The following is a 15,732-nucleotide window of genomic DNA, read 5'->3' as shown; positions in this document are numbered from 1 at the left end:
ACGGGACTTCAACGCACATCACTGTTGCGGGCGTAGTAGCGCGCCATCAGCTCCCAGTACGCCATCAGCAGCCCCATCTCCAATGCCGTGGCAGGAGCGGCCGGCACTGCGCGGCGCTTGTAGGCGGCGAACACCGCGACAAGCCCCGCGGCGGTCGCGGCAGCTACGTCGCCACACCGGCACGAGAATCAGCGGTGCGCTCGCCCACCTCGTCAACGCGCTCCAGGGATTGCTGTGCCGTGCGAACACCGCCCGCTCGACCATCCGCCAGTCCGCCATCGTCGTCTCCTTTGGCCGTGACTCCCAGCAGGTCATCGATCTCGGCGCACGACAGACGTTCCACAGACTCCGTGGCCGCGATCATGAGCGCCGTCGTCAGCTCCACCTCGCCGAGCAGGTCGGTGTCCTCGAGGTCGACGTCGAACTGGTCTCGCATGAGCGCCACGCACCTTCCGTTCCTGAGCGAACGTCCACGGTGTCCCGCCACCTGAGCGCGCATTCCTGATTGCGCCACAAATCCTGCATTTCCGGTACGCCGCGTTGCTTCTCGCACGGACACGGCCAGATGGCCGACCGACGTCGCCGCGCGAACGACGTCTCGGACCGCACCGCTGATGCCTCGCCGGCACTGCCATACGGTGTCGACATGAAGGCTTTGGTCCTGGAGAACATCCACCCGACGGCAGTGGAGGTCCTGAGGTCCCGTGGCTACGAGGTGGACGTGCACTCGGGAGCCCTGCCCGAGTCCGAGCTCATCGAGTCGCTCCATGGTGTGCAGCTGCTGGGGATCCGGTCCAACACGACGGTGAGCAAGCGGGTCCTGGAGGCAGCTCCGGACCTGGAGGCGATTGGCTGCTTCTGCATCGGCACCAACCAGGTCGACCTGGTCGCGGCCGCGGAGCGGGGCGTCGGTGTGTTCAACGCCCCGCACTCGAACACGCGGAGTGTGGTCGAGCTGGTGATCGGCGAGATCATCGCGCTGGCCCGGCGGCTGCCGGAGAAGACTCAACGGATGCACGACGGCGTGTGGGACAAGTCAGCACGAGGCAGCCACGAGGTACGCGGCCGGACGCTGGGGATCGTGGGCTACGGCAACATCGGCACCCAGCTGTCGAACGTCGCTGAGGCGATCGGGATGCGGGTCGTCTTCTACGACAAGGCCGATCGTCCCGCCCACGGGAACGCCCGTCGCATGGCGTCGCTCGCAGAGCTGCTCGAGATCGCCGACGTGGTCAGCCTGCATGTCGACGGCCGGCCCGGGAATGCAGGCCTGTTCGGTCCCGACGAGTTTGCGGCCATGAAGCCACGAGCTCTGTTCATCAACGCCTCCCGCGGCATGGTGGTGGACTACGACTCGTTGCGCAGCCATGTCGTGTCCGGCCACATCGCCGGCGCGGCGGTCGATGTGTTCCCGGTCGAGCCAAAGGCTCAGGGCGAAGAGTTCGAGTCCGTGCTGCGCGGCCTCGACAACGTCATCCTGACCCCCCACGTCGGCGGATCGACCCAGGAGGCGCAGGAGGAGATCGGCTGGTTCGTGGCCGAGAAGCTCGCCGGGTTCGCCCTTCAAGGGAGTACGGCGTTGTCGGTCAACCTTCCGCAGGTCCTCCCGCCCTCGCTGACTCCCGGGCACCGGCTCGGCTTCCTCCACCACAACGTCCCGGGTGTGCTCGCCAACCTCAACGTGGTGTTCGCCGAGGCCGGCGACAACGTGATCGGTCAGCACCTGTCGACCAGGGATCATCTCGGCTACGTGATCACCGACGCGTCAGAGCCTCTGTCCGCCGAGGCCATCGAGGATCTGCGGCGCTCGGAGCACTGCGTGTGGGTGCGCGCCTGGTGACCCCGGTCGCCGTCGCCGATCAGTCGTTGTCCTGAGACCGGCTCCGAGCGACTTCGAGGTGGTGCGCCATCGCCTCACCCACCGAGAAGACGTCGACGGCCACCGTCACGATGGTCGCGCCTTCGGCAGCATGGCGGGCAGCGTCCTCACCCGTGCTGGCGTGGACGCCGACGGGCACCCCGGCAGCGACGGCGCGCGCGATTGTCGAGGACAGGACTCCACCCAGCTCCGCCACCCGATCCGCACCATCGAGACCGAGGGACAACGACAGGTCCCCCGGGCCCACATAGATCCCGTCCAGACCCGGGACGCCCAACAGCGCGTCGAGGTCGTCGAGCGCAGTGGAGGTCTCCACCATGGCGATGACCAGCGGCTCGTCGGCTCCACCGGAGAGGCGGCCGATCGATCGTCCGCCGGCCGGGGCATAGCGGCTGGCGGCGACGACCTCCCGGGCGTGGTCGGCGTCGCGCACGTTGGGGACGATGACACCGCAGGCGCCGAGGTCAAGCGGGCGGCCGACGTCGGCGAACAACGGACTGCGGGTCCGGACCAACGGCACCGAGCCTGCGGACCTGATCGCCGCGGCCACCCCGGGGAGCTCCGCCTCCGACACGGCCCCGTGCTGGAGGTCCACGACGACGTAGTCGGGACCGGTCCGCGCAAGCACCTCCGCGGTCACCACCCCTGGCAGCAGGCTCCACAACCCGTGGCACACCCGCCCCTCGGACCACCACCGACGCAGGTCGACCTCATTGACAGCCATGCCCCCATCCTCGCCCGACCGGCGGCACGGTCGGCGGCACCCCCGCCTGGCGAGGATGAACAGCCTCACGCGGGGTACGGGTCTGGAGAGCGAACGGACGTCCCGGACGGGCAACCATGGAGGAGCTGACATGCGGATCGTGATCACGGGAGCAAGCGGAAACCTCGGCTCGGCCCTGCTGCGCAGGCTCACCCACCAGCGCGAGCACACGATCGTGGGCGTCGTACGACGATCCCCCGACCCCGTCGAGCCCTTCGACGACGTGGAGTGGGCACACGTCGACCTCTCGCGCGAGGACGGTGACCTGGCAGGCGTCCTCGCCGGCGCGGACGCAGTGGTGCACCTGGCGTGGGGCTTCCAGCCCACTCACCGTGAGGACTATCTCGAGAGCCTCGGGGTCGGCGGGACCCGGCGGGTGATCGACGCGACCATGACCGCAGGGGTGCCGCACCTGGTGCACATGTCGTCGGTCGGCGCCTACTCCCCCAAGAGCGACAACGCCCCCGTCGACGAGACGTGGCCGACCAACGGCGTCCCGAGCTCGATGTACAGCCGGCACAAGGCCGCGGCCGAACGCCTGCTCGACCGTCTGGAGGGCGAGGCGCCCGACCTGGTGGTCACGCGACTGCGGCCCGGCATCGTCGGGCAGCGGAAGGCAGGGAGCGCGTTGCTGCGCTACGGACTGCCGGCGGTGGTCCCCGCTTCGGTGCTGCGGCACGTGCCCGTCCTGCCGCTGGACCGTGGCCTCGTGATCCCGATGGTCCACGCCGACGACGTCGCCGACGCCATCGTGCGGGTGCTCGAAGCCAGGGTCCCGGGCGCGTTCAACCTCGCGGCGGAACCGGCGGTGACAGCCGAGCTCGTCGCAGCCGTGCTCGGCGCCCGACTGGTCCACGTCCCCGCTCCAGCGGTCCGCGCAGCAGTGGCGGCCAGCTGGCACGCCCGGCTCCAGCCCATCGATGCCGGTTGGGTCGACATGGCCTACGCGCTGCCCCTGCTCGACACGACCCGGGCGACCTCGGAGCTCGGCTGGAGGCCCTCGCACGACGCCGTCTCGGTGCTGCAGGAGACCGTGCAGGGCATGCGTGAGAGCGAATCGGACCGGTCCCCCGTGCTGCGTCCCCGCTCGGTCAGGGGCGCGCTGCGCGAGTTCGTCTCCCGCGGGCCGGTGAGCAGCCGCCGTACGCCGTGAAAGCGGCCTGCCCTCGACCCGATGCTTCACGGCTCCCGACGGCGGACCGTGCGCCACGCACCAGCAACGACGACCAACGCGACCAACGCGGCACCGACGGCGGTCTCGGCGTCCCGGGTGAGGATGGCAGCAGACGCCGCAGCCACCGGGATCGGGACCGGCCAGAGCCGACTACGACCCACCGCCGCCGGCCGGGCAACCACAGGCTGGCTCCTCAGTCGCCACACGCCGTATGCCAGCACGACCGAAGAGCCGACGACGGTCGAGGAGTGCTGGAACCAGCGGTGCAGCGGGAGCGGGCCGTAGTCCTCGCGCAGGAACGCGAGCTCCCGCACCAGGAACCCCCAGTCGTGGGTGGCGGAGTCCCACACCACGTGCGTCCCCGCACCCACCGCGACGGCAAGCGGAGCCAGCAGCCAGGCCCTCCTCCCGAGCCGGACCTCCGCGGGCGCCCGGCAGCGTAGGCCCGGCGTCAGGTCGACCACGGCGGCACGCAGCAGGAAGAACCACAACCACAGCAGGACCAGGCCGATCACGGTGTCGATGGGGACGCCCCACGCGCTGTGCGTGGTCTCGTAGTCCACCAGCACCGGCAGGTACACCGGTGCGTCCGGCGCCACCGAGCCGACCACCAGGGCGCTCAGCGGTAGGCCGAGCCGCTGCATCGGCAGCACGACTGCGGGGTGCGCAGGTGCCAGAGGCATCTCGCGAGAATAGGCCAACCGTGGCCAGCACGAGCCGCCGAAGGACCGCGACCGAGCTCCGCCAGGACGGCAGCCCCAGTGGACCTCAGCCCCGGAGCGTGACCTCGGCTCCCCCGTCGACATAGAGCACCTGGCCGGTCACGTGCGTGAGCTCCGGCGAGACGAGGAAGCCGATGACGCGGGCCAGGTCCTCGGGCGCGGCATAGCCGTGGAGGGGCATCGGTACGGCGTCGTCCATCACCTTCTTCATCGCGGGGTTCGCCACCAGCGCGGCCGACATCGGGGTGAGCACGACGCCGGGCGCGACGACGTTGAGCGGGATGCCTGCGTCCGCCCAGCCCGGGGCCACGCACGTCCGTCGCGCCCACTGGGCGAGTGCGGACTTCGACGAGGGATAGAGCTGGGCCGGACGCCCCTCGGAGATCGCCTGCTCGGCGATCCACACGGCGAGCGACTCGTCGTCGTCCAGCAGGGCGTCGACCAGCGCCTGGTCGACCGGGTGGGTGCCGGAGATGGACCCGATCACCACCACGCGTGGCGCCTCGGACGCGGCGAGGGCCGGCTGCAGCCCGAGCGCCAACGCCGTCGTCCCGAAGTAGTTCACCCGCACCAACGCAGGCGAGGGCACCGAGAGCCCGGCGCAGGTGACGAGGCCGTCCACCACTCCCCCGGACAGCTCCAGCACCGCAGCGACGGCATCGGCTCGGCCCTCGGGAGTGGAGAGGTCGGCGCAGACCTCCGCGTCCTTCAGGTCCACACCGACCACACGGTCCCCCCGGGAGCGCAGCAGGGAGGCAACGGCCGCGCCGATGCCTGAGGCGGCTCCGGTGACGACGACGAGACGGGACATGGTTCCTCCAGGGTGATTTGCGATCAGGCGGACGACGGGTCGCGCACCAGCGCGGCGGCGATCAGGTCGGGTTCGGGTGGGACGGAGCTGACGCGGATGCCCCAGTCGTCCAGCTCGGCGGCCAGGCTGGCCGAGAAGCCCAGGACCGCGCCCCGGGAGGCGGAGTCCGCCGAAGTGAGGGGGGCGGCGGGTCTCGGCACGACATTCACGATCACCCCACCGCGTGAGAGGTGCGCGACTGCTTCGCGGCAGAGCATCGCCAAGGCGACGACGTTGACCTCGAGCAGCAGGTGGAGGTCGTCGACCGTGAGCTTCTCGATCGAGGTGGCGCGGTGGATGACGGCTGCGTTGACGAGGGTGTCGATCCCGTCGAGCGCGGCGATCGCGTCGCCCACGGTCCGCGCGACGGCGGACTCGGACGTCACGTCGCACACGCCCACCCTGACCCGGCCCGGCCCTTCGCAGGCCCGGGTCGTGCTCGCCAGCCCTTCGGCGTCCACATCGACTGCGAACACCGAGGCGCCTTCGGCGACGAGCCGGCGGGTCATCGTGCGCCCGATCCCCGAAGCCGCCCCCGTGAGCAGCACCCGCCGACCTTCGAGCCGCGGCACCCCGATCACGAGTCCGCCAATGCACGCCCCGCGCGGCGCCCGAAGTAGGAGCCGTCGCCCAGCGACGTACCGCTGATGTAGCCGTCACCGTGCATTCCGGCGGTGGCCCGCCCGGCGGCGAACAGGCCCGGCACCGGCGCCCCGGTCAGGGACAGCACCTCCCCGTCGACGCTGGTGTGGAGCCCGCCGAGCGTGAAGCCGGCGACCCCGGTCGCGGGAGCCGCACTGTCCCGGTCCCCGGGGTGGAAGCCGGCCGCCACGTCGACGGCGGCATAGGGCGGGCGCAGCGGCCGGAGCCAGCGCGCGGCCTTGTGGAACAGCGGGTCCTCCCCCTGTTCGGCACAGCGGTTGTAGGCCGACACCGTCGCCTCCAGCGACCCCGGCGGCATGCCCAGGTCAGCCTCGAGCTCAGCCAGGGTCTCGGCGGCGTGGGTGGGTCGGACGCCCCACAGGTCCGCGGCCGGGACGTCGTCGAAGCCGGCCTCGTCGACCACCACCCACCAGGGGCCGGGCTGGTGCACGACGGCCGCGTGGCTGATCGTGCCGGGATAGGTGTCCTCGTTGATGAAGCGCTGGCCGTGCGCGTTCACCAGGATGCCGCGGGCCGCGAGGGCCGGCAGCACGGTGAGCGCGACCTCGTGCGCATGCATCCGCCGGGTCGCGGCCCCGACCACCTGGGCCATCCGGATCCCGGAGCCGTCGTCGAGACCGTCGCTGACCTTGCCGTGCCCGAGCAGTGCCGGTGCATGGGCGGCCAGCATCTCCTCGTTGTCGACGAAGCCTCCGGTCGCGAGCACGACGCCCTTGCGGGCCCGCAGTTCGCGCTCCTCGCCGTAGTGCCGGACCCGGACACCGACCACCCGACCCGACTCGACCAGGAGCGAGCTCACCCGGGTGTCCACGATCGTGCGTATGCCGACGTCCTCCGCCGCAGCGACCAGCGCATCCATCAGCAGCTTGCCGGCGAAGTGGGGCGCCGGCGGACGGTGGCCACGAGGAGCAGGTCGCGCCACGGTGTCGAAGGGCCAGCTGTTCTCACCCAGCCACATCAGGCCGTCGGTGGTCGGGGGCATCCAGGTAGGCGCGTCATAGAGGCTCGGCCGGAACTCCACCCCGTGGTCGACCAGCCAGCGGAAGTGCTCCGCGCTGTCGTTGCAATAGACGCGCAGCTTCTCCTCGTCGGCGTGCGGACCGAGGGCCGCGTTGAGGAACGCGAACATGTCGTCGGCGGTGTCGTCGAACCCGCAGGCCTGCTGCACAGGCGTGCCACCACCCAGATAGATCTCGCCCCCGGACAGGGCCGACGACCCGCCCGGTGCCCCCGCGCGCTCCACCACGAGCACGGAGGCCCCGGCCTCGGCGGCACTGATCGCCGCACACGCACCCGCGATGCCGAAACCGACGACGACGACGTCGACGTCGACGTCGACCAGCGCGTCCTGGACCTGGTCCCCCGACGCCGCAGGGCTCATGGCGTGGCGAACGCCGCGAGGGGCTCCGAGCCTGACCAGTCGTGACCCCAGTAGGAGTCTGCAGTGATCTCCTCGGCCGTGTAGTAGCTCTCGTCGACGAGCATCCCCTCGGTGCCGAGCTCGAGGTCCCAGCCGCCGGGCGCCCGCACGTAGAACGACACCATCTTGTCGTTGGTGTGACGGCCCAGCGTGGACGACAACGAGAACCCACGACGGTTGACCTCGTCGAGCGCCCGACCGACGGCGTCGAGCGAGTCGACCTCCATCATCAGGTGCACCAGACCGGGCGCCTCGCCGTGCGGGGCGGGGCAGACGGCGAGGCTGTGGTGGCGCTGGTTGACCCCCATGAACCGGACCCGTCGCACGGGGCCGTCCGTGGCCGGACCGCCGAGACGGATCGCGCCGCGGGGCAGGAAGCCGAGCACCTCGGTGTAGAACGCCACGGTCTCGTCCATGGCGGTCGTCGGCAGCACGACGTGGCCCAGGCCCTGGTCGCCGGTGACGAACCGCTGGGTCCAGCGCGTGCGAACCGGGTCGTGGTCGAGGACCGGGCCGAAGAACACCTCCACCGGCGTGCCGGCCGGGTCGTCGAAGTAGATGGCGGCCTCCACCCGGCGCTCGTGGCACTCGCTCGCGCTGAGCTGCTTGACCCCGAAGCCGGCGGCCTCGACGTCACGCCCGACCCGGGACAGGGCGAACTGGTCGCGGACCTCCCAGCCGACGGCGAGCACGCGGTCGGTGTCGCCGGGCAGGACGGCGAGTCGCGACTCGCGCTCGTCCATGCGCAGGTAGAGGCCGTCCTCGACCGGGCCGGTGGTCTCGGCCAGCCCGAGCGCCTCGACCGTCAGCTCGCGCCAGCGGGGGACGTCGGTGGTCTGGACCCGGAGGTAGCCGAGCCCGCGGATGTCGGTCATTGAGTGTTCTCCTTCAGATCATCGAGAGCATGGGGCCGGGCGGCGGGGTGACCCCGATGTCGGTCAGCGCCGACGCGTGGAAGACCGAGCCCGGGACGTGGATCGCATGCGCCAGGCCCATGTGGCCGTCGCGCCAGAACCGCTGGATCGGGTTGTCCATCCGCAGGCCGTTGCCACCCGAGCGGGCGACCACCTCGTCCATGGCGCGCACGGACCGCCAGGCCGCTGCCACCTGCGTACGGCGCGACGCCGCCCGCTCGGCGAAGGTGATCTCGCGCCCCGCCTCCGCGGCGTCGTAGAACCGGCAGACGTTGTCGAGCATGGCCGTGCGCGAGGCCTTGATCTCCTCAGCGGCGGCACCGATCGCATAGAGCACGTAGGGGTCGTCGGTGACGCGGGTGCCGGTGATCTGGACCCGCGTCCGCTGGTAGGCCAGGTGCGCGGCGAGGGCGCCCTCCGCGATGCCGATCACGGCGCTCGTGATGCCCAACGGGAAGGCCGTGGTGAAGGGGATGTGGTAGGTCGGGCTGGTCAGCCCGGCCTCGCGCGGCTGCGAGCCGTCGAGGAACTTCGAGAACGCGACAACCCGGTTCTCGGGGATGAAGGCGTCCTTGACGATGATGTCCTTGGAGCCGGTGCCGCGCAGCCCGACGACGTCCCACGAGTCCTCGACGATCTCGTAGTCCGCACGCGGCAGGATCACGTGGTAGTTCTGCGGCGGCATGACCCGCTCGCCCTCCGCGTCACCGAGGAAGGCCCCGAGGAAGATCCAGTCGCAGTGGTCGGTGCCCGAGGAGAACTGCCAGCGGCCGTTGAAGACATAGCCCCCGTCGACGGGCTTGAGGATGCCCATCGGCGCATAGGGGGACGCGATCCAGGTGTCGTTGTCCTGACCCCAAATCTCCTCCTGCACGTCCTTGTCGCACATCGCCATCTCCCACGGATGGACGCCGACGATGCCGGCCACCCAGCCGGTCGAGCCGTCGATCGAGGCGATCCGCATGACGGTCTCGGCGAAGTCGCGCGGGTGGGCCTCAGCGCCGCCGTACGCCTTGGGCTGGAGCATCCGGATCACACCGGTGTCGCGGAGCAGCTTGGCGGCCGCGTCGTCGAGCCGGCCGAGCTGCTCGTTCGACTCGGCGAGCGCGGCGATCTCCTCGGCTCGTTCTTCGACGGCTGCGAGTGCGGGATTGGTCATGACGCCTCCTGGAAGTCTCGACCGCCACGCTGTCACCGCTGCGCTGGTCGGCGCTGTCCCGTTCCCGGTCACCGGGAGGCCCCTCAGACGTCGTAGGACACCTTGACCACAGCCGAGGTGGGCCGCGCCTGGCAGGACAGGATGAGCCCCTCGGCCAGGTCGGCGGCGTCGAGGACCTCGTTGCGCTCGAGCTCGACGGTCCCCTCCTGCAGCACGCACGCGCAGGCGCTGCAGGCGCCCTCCCTGCAGGAGAAGGGTGCCGGGCGGCCCGCTGCGAGCAGGACGTCGAGCAGCTTGGCGCCTGCGGGCCAGGCGTGGGACGTGACGTCCCCGTCGAGCTCGACCACGACCTCGGCGACCTCCCCACCGGACCCGCCCGCGGCGTCCGTCGGCAGCTCGACCGTGGCGAAGGGGTCGCCCGCAAGCGAGGTGAACACCTCCTGGTGCACCCGCTCGCGCGGCACCCCCAGCCCGGCCAGGGTCTCGGTGGCGAGGTCCATGAAGGGTCCGGGACCGCAGACGAAGGCCTCGCGGTCGTCGTACGGCGCCAGCAGCCCCCGCAACGAGGCCTCGGTCGGTCGTCCCTGCACCGACTCGAGCCAGTGCACCACGACGAGTCGGCCACCGAACTCCGCGGCAAGCGCGACCAGCTCGTCGCGGAAGATGACCGATGCCTCGTCGCGGTTGGCATAGACCAGCGCGACCCGGCCGTGGCCGGCGTGCAGCGCCGACTTGAGGATGGACAGGACCGGGGTGATCCCGCTGCCGCCGGCGAGGAGCAGGAAGTCGCCGTCGAGGTCGCGGGGCACGAAGGTGCCCGCAGGGGGCAGCACCTCGAGCTCGCAGCCGACGACGACGTTGTCGCACAACCAGTTGGAGGCAAAGCCGTCGCGGGTGCGCTTGACGGTCACCTTGAGCGCGTCGTCACGCACCGGCGAGGAGCACAGCGAATAGCACCGCGCCGCTCCCCCGGGCCGCTCCGAGGGCACCCGGACGGTGAGGAACTGTCCGGGTCGGTAGTCGAACCGCTCGCCGCCGAGGTGCTCGAGCACGAGCGAGTGGGCGTCCGCGGTCTCGCGGATGACCTCGACGACGCGGACGGTGGCCATGGCTCAGCCGACCCGCCCGGCAACGCCCGTGGTGACCCCTGCCCGACGGCCGGCGTCGCGCGCGGCGACGTAGCCGAAGACGATGGAGGGTCCGATGGTGGCGCCGGGCCCGGCGTATTCGTTGGCCATGACCGAGGCGCTCGCGTTGCCCGTGGCATAGAGGCCGTCGATGACCGACCCGTCGTCGCGCAGCACCCGGCTGTGCTCGTCGCAGACCAGGCCACCCTTGGTCCCCAGGTCACCGATCTCGATGCGGAACGCATAGAAGGGCGCCTTGTCGATGACGTCCAGGTTGGGGTTCGGCAGGTTGGGGTCACCGTAGTAGCGGTCGTATGCCGACGCCCCGCGACCGAAGTCGGCGTCCACACCGGTCCGGGCGAACCCGTTGAATCGCTCGACCGTGGCCACGAGGTTGTCCTCGTGCACGCCGGTCGAGCGGGCGAGCTCGCGCAGGCTCTCGGCCCGGTGGACCGTGCCGGCGTCATAGAACGCCCGGGGGAACGCCGCCCCCGGCAGGACCTGCGCGAACGGGTAGCGAGACCGGGCCCGCGAGTCCATCACGCACCAGGCCTCGAGGTGCTTGCCCTCGAGCTGGTCGTGGACGAAGTTGACGTAGGGCGAGGCCTCGTTGGTGAACCGCTTGCCGTCGGTCGACACGATCACCTGGCCGGGGATCGCCCGCTCGGAGACCAGGGGGATCATCGGCCCGGCGGGGTGGGCAACGCTCGGTATCCACCAGGCGTCGTCCATGAACTGCACGGCGGCGCCCAGCCCGAGACCGGCCACGATCCCGTCACCGGTGTTCTCCCGGGCACCGAGGCTGCGGTCCGGCCGTGCGCCCTCGGGCAGGTGGGCCTCACGCAGGTCCGGGTCGTGGTCGAAGCCGCCGCAGGCGAGCAGGACCCCGTGGCGACCACGGATCCTCATCGAGGCGCCGTCACGCGTGACCTCGATGCCGACGACACGTCCCTCCTCCACGACGAGGGCGGTCATCGGGGTGCGCAGCCACAGCGGGATGTCGGCGTCCTTGAGCGCCATCCGCAGCCGGGCCACCAGGGCCCGGCCGCCGGTGGCCATGTGGCGACGACGGACCGCGTTGGACGACACGCGCCACGCGGCGACGACCGACTTCCACCGGCCGCGCCAGGTCCGCTTGACCATCGCCAGGTCGCGATAGTCCGCGGCGGTGATCCACAGTCCCAGCGGGCCCTTCAGGCTGTTGGGGCGCTGGAAGGCCTCGTCCTCGCCCAGCCTGCGGGTGTCGAACGGCAGCGGCTCCACTGAGCGGCCGAGCGGTCGCCCGCCCTCCCACTCCGGGTGGTAGTCGGCATATCCCTTGGTCCAGGCGAGCCGCCACCAGCGGCTCCTCCCGAGCAGCTCCATGGCCGCCGGGCCCTGGTCGACGTAGGCGTCGAGCCGGGCCGGCGAGACCTGGCCGTCGGTGAGGAGGTCGAGGTAGCGCCGGATCGACGCGCGGCTGTCGTCGTGCCCGGCCGCACGCAGCGTCGGGTTGTTGGGGATCCAGATCCCGCCACCGGAGATGCCCGTGCTGCCGCCATACATCGTGGCCTTCTCCACCACGAGCGTGGTCAGTCCCGCGTCGTGGGCCGTGAGCGCGGCAGCCATGCCGCCGCCGCCGGAGCCGACGACGAGGAAGTCGACCTCGTGGTCCCACCCGGCCATCAGTCGACCCTCGTCAGGAAGGACAGGACGACCGACTCCCAGGCCGCCTTCTGCTCGATCATCGCCCAGTGCCCGCAGCTGGGCAGCACGTGCAGCTCGGCGTCGGGGATGGTCCGCATCGGCACCAACGCCATGTCCAGCGGGCTGACGCGGTCGTCCCGCCCCCAGGTGATGAGGGTGCGGGCCTTGATCTTGTGCAGCATCGCCCAGTAGGGCGGCTCCGCCGAGCGCTCGGCGGCGGCCGCCATGGCCTGCAGCACGCCGCGGCCATACATCCGCCGCGCGCTCGCCAGGGTGTCGGGCTCGGTCGCCTGCTGCCAGCGTTCCTCGACCAGCTCGTCGGTGACCAGGGACTGGTCGAAGACCATGGAGCGCAACCACGTCACGAGCCGCTCACGGGTCGGGTCCTCGGTGAACTCGACGAGGAGGTTGATCCCCTCGCCCGGCCCCGGACTGAAGATGTTGCGCCCCATCCCGCCGATCGTGACCAGGCGACGGATGCGGTCGGGCTGCGCGAGTGCGAGGCGCGTGGCGACCACACCGCCCATCGAGTTGCCGACCACGTCGACCTGGTCGAGACCGAGGCCGTCGAGGAACCGCTCCACGGCCGGGAGGGCCGCAGCCATCGGGTGCTGCTCGGTCGGGTCGCTCACGCCGAAGCCCGGCAGCTCGAGCACCAGGCAGCGGAAGTGCTGGGCGAACAGGTCCAGGTTGCCGCGGAAGTTGCGCCAGCCCGTCACGCCCGGGCCAGAGCCGTGCAGCAGGACGAGTGGTCGACCGTTCGCCGGCCCTGCCTCGTGGTAGCGCAGCACTCCGTCGTCGGTCGCCAGCTCGCGCAGGCTCTCCTCATGGGTCACAGTCACGGGCTCACCGTAGGAACCGGGCCCCGCCCACACCCCCCGCACGTCCCGATCACCGGGAGCCGTGCGACCGCTGACCGGGACCGCTCGAGCAGCGGCCGGCGCGGGTCGCCGTACGGTCCCGGCATGGAAGACACCATGCAGCTGACACCCCCGACGCCAGGCGAGATGCGCGCCGCGATGGGGTCCTTCGCCTCGGGCGTGACCGTCGTGACGGGGTATGCCGACGAGCCGGTGGGCTTCGCCTGCCAGTCGTTCGCGTCGGTGTCGCTCGAACCGCCCCTGGTCCTCTTCTGCGCCGACCACCGCGGGCGTGCCTGGCCTCGCATCCGCGAAGCCGGTCGGTTCACCGTCAACGTGCTCGGCGAGGACCAGCGCGACCTCTGCGACCGCTTCGGCTCCAGCCGCGGGGAGAAGTACGACGGCCTCGACTGGACCATGTCCGCGTGGGGCACCCCGTCACTGCCCGGGGTGCTGATGCGGGTGCACGCGGAGGTCCACACCGTCCACGTGGAGGGAGACCACGACGTGGTCGTCGGGCGCGTGCTCGAGCTGGAGACCGCTGAGGGAGACGACCGACCGATGCTGTTCTTCCGCGGCCGCTTCGGTGTGGAGGAGCTGCACGCCGAGGTCGCCCCGACCCTGTGGGGATGGGGCGACCACTGGGGCTGAGTCGCCTCAGATGATCCCGACGACCTGGGGTCGCGAGCGCCGCATGCGCCGGGACTCGAGGTCGGGGAAGAGGGTCAGCGAGACCCTGCGCGCGGTGTCGAGCACGAGCGGGGCGACCCGCTCGAGGCAGGCACCTGCCTCCCCCACGAGGGAGATGGCCCCGATGGGGCCTTCCGGCGCCTGGATCGCAGCGGCGACGCAGCCGAGGTGCTGGAAGCTCTCACCTCGCTCGAAGGCCAGGCCTCGGCGGCTCCGGACCTGGTGCAGCTCCCGGTGGAAGGCGTTGAGGTCGAGAGCGGTGCGCCCACCGGTGCCCGACATGCCGGCCTCCACCCGCTGCTCGACGTCCTCGGGGGCCAACCAGGCGAGCATCGCCTTGCCCAGCGCCGTCGAGTAGGCCGGCGCGTGCCCGCCCACCTTCGAGGGCACGGTGCTGGCGAAGCGTCCACCGATCTTGTCGAGGTAGTGCACGTGGCCCTCGTCGAGGGTCGCCAGGTGCACGGTGAGTCCCGTGCGCAGCATCAGGGCGTGGATGAGCGGCGAGGCTGCGGAGCGGAGCTCGCTGGCCTCGTCCCCGCCGCCGCCCAGCTGCAGGGAACGGCGCCCCAGGCTGTAGCCGAAGGAGGTGTGCTCGAGCCACTGCAGCTTGACCAGCTGGTCGAGGATGCGGTGCGCCGTCGACCTCGGCAGGTGGGTCGCCCGCGCGACGTCCTCCAGGGTCAGGCGACTCGTCCGGTGCGGGAAGGCATCCAGGATGAGAGTCATCCGTTCGACCATCGACGGGGGCAGCTGGCGCGTCGTCGGGGCTTCGGCGGTGGCGATGGACACGGTGGCCTCCAGAAGAGAAAACTGAAATGAATTCTAGGTGCTGACCAAGCAGACGTTAGCAGTGCTCGAGGCGGCTGTGAACCCAAAACTGAAATTCATTCTTCCCAGTCACCGGGAGGTCGCCGGTGAGCCGGCGCAAAGACCGCTTGACTGGCTGATCATGAGTCGAAGAAGAGTGGTCGCATGAAGGTCGGCCTCATCAGCCCGGTCGTCACCGCTGTCCCCGGGCTTGTCGCCGCGTGGGAGCAGGACGCCGGGATCACCGGTCTCGCCACCATCGCCGAGACGGCCGACCGGCTGGGGTTCCACCACCTCACCTGCAGCGAGCACGTCGTCGTCCCGAGCGACGTCGCGGTGCAGCGCGGCGCGACGTACTGGGACCCGCTGGCCACCCTCGGCTATCTCGCGGCCCGGACGACGAGGATCCGACTGGCCACCCAGGTGCTCGTGCTGGGCTATCACCACCCCCTGGAGATCGTCAAGCGCTACGGGACCCTCGATCGCGTCAGCAACGGTCGCCTCGTCCTCGGCCTCGGTGTCGGGAGCCTCCAGGAGGAGTTCGAGCTGCTGGGCGCACCCTTCGCCGGCCGCGGTGGCCGTGCCGACGACGCGCTGCGCGCCCTGAGGGCGAGCCTCGGCGTCGAGGAGCCGACCTACTCAGGCAGCCACTACCAGTTCGCGGACGTGGTCGTCCGGCCCACCGCAGTGCAGCGTCACGTTCCCCTGTGGATCGGTGGCAGCTCCCTGAGGTCGCTGCAACGCGCGGCCACGCTGGCCGACGGGTGGGTCCCCTTCGGCCTCCCCCTCGACGGCTACCGGGCGCTGCTCGACCAGGTCGACCAGCCTGACGGCTTCGAGGTCGTGCTGCCGGCGGGTCACCTCGACCCGATCGGCGCCCCGGAACGCACCGTCGCCAAGCTCGAGGCCGCCCAGTCGGCCGGCGCGACCGTCCTCAACACCACGATCCGCGCCGAGTCGGTCGCTCACTACGTGGAACAGCTCGAGGCCCTCGCTGAGCTGGGCGGGCTGTAGGTCT

At 71.1% G+C, this 15,732-nt stretch carries 17 protein-coding genes; 4 read left to right on the top strand and 13 right to left on the bottom strand.

Annotation, left to right across the window (positions count from 1 at the left end):
• Positions 1–8: 8 nt before the first annotated feature.
• Both G7071_RS19685 and G7071_RS18725 read right to left on the bottom strand, forming a co-directional pair.
• Positions 9–134: a hypothetical protein gene (locus G7071_RS19685; RefSeq protein WP_281351666.1), complete on the bottom strand. Its 126-nt coding sequence runs from the start codon at positions 132–134 to the stop codon at positions 9–11.
• A gap of 29 nt (positions 135–163) precedes the next feature.
• Positions 164–436 carry a hypothetical protein gene (locus G7071_RS18725; protein WP_206063065.1) on the bottom strand — a complete coding sequence of 91 codons (273 nt, stop codon included), beginning with the start codon at positions 434–436 and terminating at the stop codon, positions 164–166.
• Positions 437–646: 210 nt separating this feature from the next.
• Here G7071_RS18725 and serA point away from each other — a divergent pair, with 210 nt between their 5' ends.
• Entirely contained in the window at positions 647–1,840 is a 1,194-nt protein-coding gene (gene serA / locus G7071_RS12505; RefSeq protein WP_166319277.1) for a phosphoglycerate dehydrogenase, read from the top strand.
• A gap of 19 nt (positions 1,841–1,859) precedes the next feature.
• On the opposite strand, the gene G7071_RS12500 is transcribed toward serA, so the two are convergent.
• Entirely contained in the window at positions 1,860–2,603 is a 744-nt protein-coding gene (locus G7071_RS12500; protein WP_166319275.1) for an HpcH/HpaI aldolase family protein, read from the bottom strand.
• Between the two features lie 130 nt (positions 2,604–2,733).
• Here G7071_RS12500 and G7071_RS12495 point away from each other — a divergent pair, with 130 nt between their 5' ends.
• Positions 2,734–3,795: an NAD-dependent epimerase/dehydratase family protein gene (locus G7071_RS12495; protein WP_166319273.1), complete on the top strand. Its 1,062-nt coding sequence runs from the start codon at positions 2,734–2,736 to the stop codon at positions 3,793–3,795.
• Between the two features lie 26 nt (positions 3,796–3,821).
• Here the strand turns inward: G7071_RS12495 and G7071_RS12490 are convergent, their stop codons facing one another.
• The 9 genes from G7071_RS12490 to G7071_RS12450 form a co-directional block, all read right to left on the bottom strand.
• Positions 3,822–4,499, bottom strand: coding sequence for a DUF4184 family protein (locus G7071_RS12490; RefSeq protein WP_166319271.1), 678 nt, complete (start codon positions 4,497–4,499; stop codon positions 3,822–3,824).
• 85 nt (positions 4,500–4,584) lie between these two features.
• Complete coding sequence (locus G7071_RS12485) at positions 4,585–5,349, bottom strand: SDR family oxidoreductase (protein WP_166319269.1); 765 nt, start codon at positions 5,347–5,349, stop codon at positions 4,585–4,587.
• A gap of 23 nt (positions 5,350–5,372) precedes the next feature.
• The gene (locus G7071_RS12480) at positions 5,373–5,969 is read right to left on the bottom strand and encodes an SDR family NAD(P)-dependent oxidoreductase (protein WP_166319267.1); all 597 of its coding nucleotides are present in this window, start codon (positions 5,967–5,969) and stop codon (positions 5,373–5,375) included.
• Positions 5,966–7,432, bottom strand: a complete 1,467-nt coding sequence (locus G7071_RS12475; protein WP_166319265.1) for an FAD-dependent oxidoreductase — start codon at positions 7,430–7,432, stop codon at positions 5,966–5,968. The genes G7071_RS12480 and G7071_RS12475 overlap by 4 nt, the downstream gene beginning before the upstream one ends.
• The gene (locus tag G7071_RS12470; RefSeq protein WP_166319263.1) at positions 7,429–8,346 is read right to left on the bottom strand and encodes a VOC family protein; all 918 of its coding nucleotides are present in this window, start codon (positions 8,344–8,346) and stop codon (positions 7,429–7,431) included. The genes G7071_RS12475 and G7071_RS12470 overlap by 4 nt, the downstream gene beginning before the upstream one ends.
• A gap of 13 nt (positions 8,347–8,359) precedes the next feature.
• Positions 8,360–9,544 carry an acyl-CoA dehydrogenase family protein gene (locus tag G7071_RS12465; protein ID WP_166319261.1) on the bottom strand — a complete coding sequence of 395 codons (1,185 nt, stop codon included), beginning with the start codon at positions 9,542–9,544 and terminating at the stop codon, positions 8,360–8,362.
• An 83-nt stretch (positions 9,545–9,627) separates the two neighbouring features.
• Positions 9,628–10,653: a 2Fe-2S iron-sulfur cluster-binding protein gene (locus G7071_RS12460; protein WP_166319259.1), complete on the bottom strand. Its 1,026-nt coding sequence runs from the start codon at positions 10,651–10,653 to the stop codon at positions 9,628–9,630.
• Between the two features lie 3 nt (positions 10,654–10,656).
• Positions 10,657–12,336 carry an FAD-binding protein gene (locus tag G7071_RS12455; RefSeq protein WP_166319257.1) on the bottom strand — a complete coding sequence of 560 codons (1,680 nt, stop codon included), beginning with the start codon at positions 12,334–12,336 and terminating at the stop codon, positions 10,657–10,659.
• The gene (locus G7071_RS12450; RefSeq protein ID WP_166319255.1) at positions 12,336–13,199 is read right to left on the bottom strand and encodes an alpha/beta fold hydrolase; all 864 of its coding nucleotides are present in this window, start codon (positions 13,197–13,199) and stop codon (positions 12,336–12,338) included. The genes G7071_RS12455 and G7071_RS12450 overlap by 1 nt, the downstream gene beginning before the upstream one ends.
• Positions 13,200–13,322: 123 nt before the next feature.
• Here G7071_RS12450 and G7071_RS12445 point away from each other — a divergent pair, with 123 nt between their 5' ends.
• On the top strand, positions 13,323–13,868 hold the full coding sequence (locus tag G7071_RS12445; RefSeq protein ID WP_215727622.1) for a flavin reductase family protein: 546 nt from the start codon (positions 13,323–13,325) through the stop codon (positions 13,866–13,868).
• Positions 13,869–13,874: 6 nt separating this feature from the next.
• Here the strand turns inward: G7071_RS12445 and G7071_RS12440 are convergent, their stop codons facing one another.
• A complete protein-coding gene (locus G7071_RS12440) occupies positions 13,875–14,696 on the bottom strand; it encodes an IclR family transcriptional regulator (RefSeq protein WP_206062788.1) in 822 nt (273 codons plus the stop codon).
• 183 nt (positions 14,697–14,879) lie between these two features.
• Here G7071_RS12440 and G7071_RS12435 point away from each other — a divergent pair, with 183 nt between their 5' ends.
• Positions 14,880–15,728, top strand: a complete 849-nt coding sequence (locus G7071_RS12435) for an LLM class F420-dependent oxidoreductase (RefSeq protein WP_166319253.1) — start codon at positions 14,880–14,882, stop codon at positions 15,726–15,728.
• Positions 15,729–15,732: the final 4 nt, after the last annotated feature.

Origin of the sequence: Nocardioides piscis, assembly GCF_011300215.1 — a bacterium.
Lineage (GTDB): Bacteria > Actinomycetota > Actinomycetes > Propionibacteriales > Nocardioidaceae > Nocardioides > Nocardioides piscis.
Note: the sequence above shows the minus strand (reverse complement) of the source record. Positions and strands in the feature narration are given on the sequence as shown.

Bases quoted from the DNA above. Each gene is read 5' to 3' on its own strand.
- G7071_RS12475 (WP_166319265.1), bottom strand. From the start codon at position 7,432: ATGAGCCCTGCGGCGTCGGGGGACCAGGTCCAGGACGCGCTGGTCGAC.
- G7071_RS12485 (WP_166319269.1), bottom strand. From the start codon at position 5,349: ATGTCCCGTCTCGTCGTCGTCACCGGAGCCGCCTCAGGCATCGGCGCG.
- G7071_RS18725 (WP_206063065.1), bottom strand. From the start codon at position 436: ATGCGAGACCAGTTCGACGTCGACCTCGAGGACACCGACCTGCTCGGC.
- G7071_RS12465 (WP_166319261.1), bottom strand. From the start codon at position 9,544: ATGACCAATCCCGCACTCGCAGCCGTCGAAGAACGAGCCGAGGAGATC.
- serA (WP_166319277.1), top strand. From the start codon at position 647: ATGAAGGCTTTGGTCCTGGAGAACATCCACCCGACGGCAGTGGAGGTC.
- G7071_RS12460 (WP_166319259.1), bottom strand. From the start codon at position 10,653: ATGGCCACCGTCCGCGTCGTCGAGGTCATCCGCGAGACCGCGGACGCC.
- G7071_RS12495 (WP_166319273.1), top strand. From the start codon at position 2,734: ATGCGGATCGTGATCACGGGAGCAAGCGGAAACCTCGGCTCGGCCCTG.
- G7071_RS12435 (WP_166319253.1), top strand. From the start codon at position 14,880: ATGAAGGTCGGCCTCATCAGCCCGGTCGTCACCGCTGTCCCCGGGCTT.
- G7071_RS12455 (WP_166319257.1), bottom strand. From the start codon at position 12,336: ATGGCCGGGTGGGACCACGAGGTCGACTTCCTCGTCGTCGGCTCCGGC.
- G7071_RS12470 (WP_166319263.1), bottom strand. From the start codon at position 8,346: ATGACCGACATCCGCGGGCTCGGCTACCTCCGGGTCCAGACCACCGAC.
- G7071_RS12500 (WP_166319275.1), bottom strand. From the start codon at position 2,603: ATGGCTGTCAATGAGGTCGACCTGCGTCGGTGGTGGTCCGAGGGGCGG.
- G7071_RS12445 (WP_215727622.1), top strand. From the start codon at position 13,323: ATGGAAGACACCATGCAGCTGACACCCCCGACGCCAGGCGAGATGCGC.
- G7071_RS12490 (WP_166319271.1), bottom strand. From the start codon at position 4,499: ATGCCTCTGGCACCTGCGCACCCCGCAGTCGTGCTGCCGATGCAGCGG.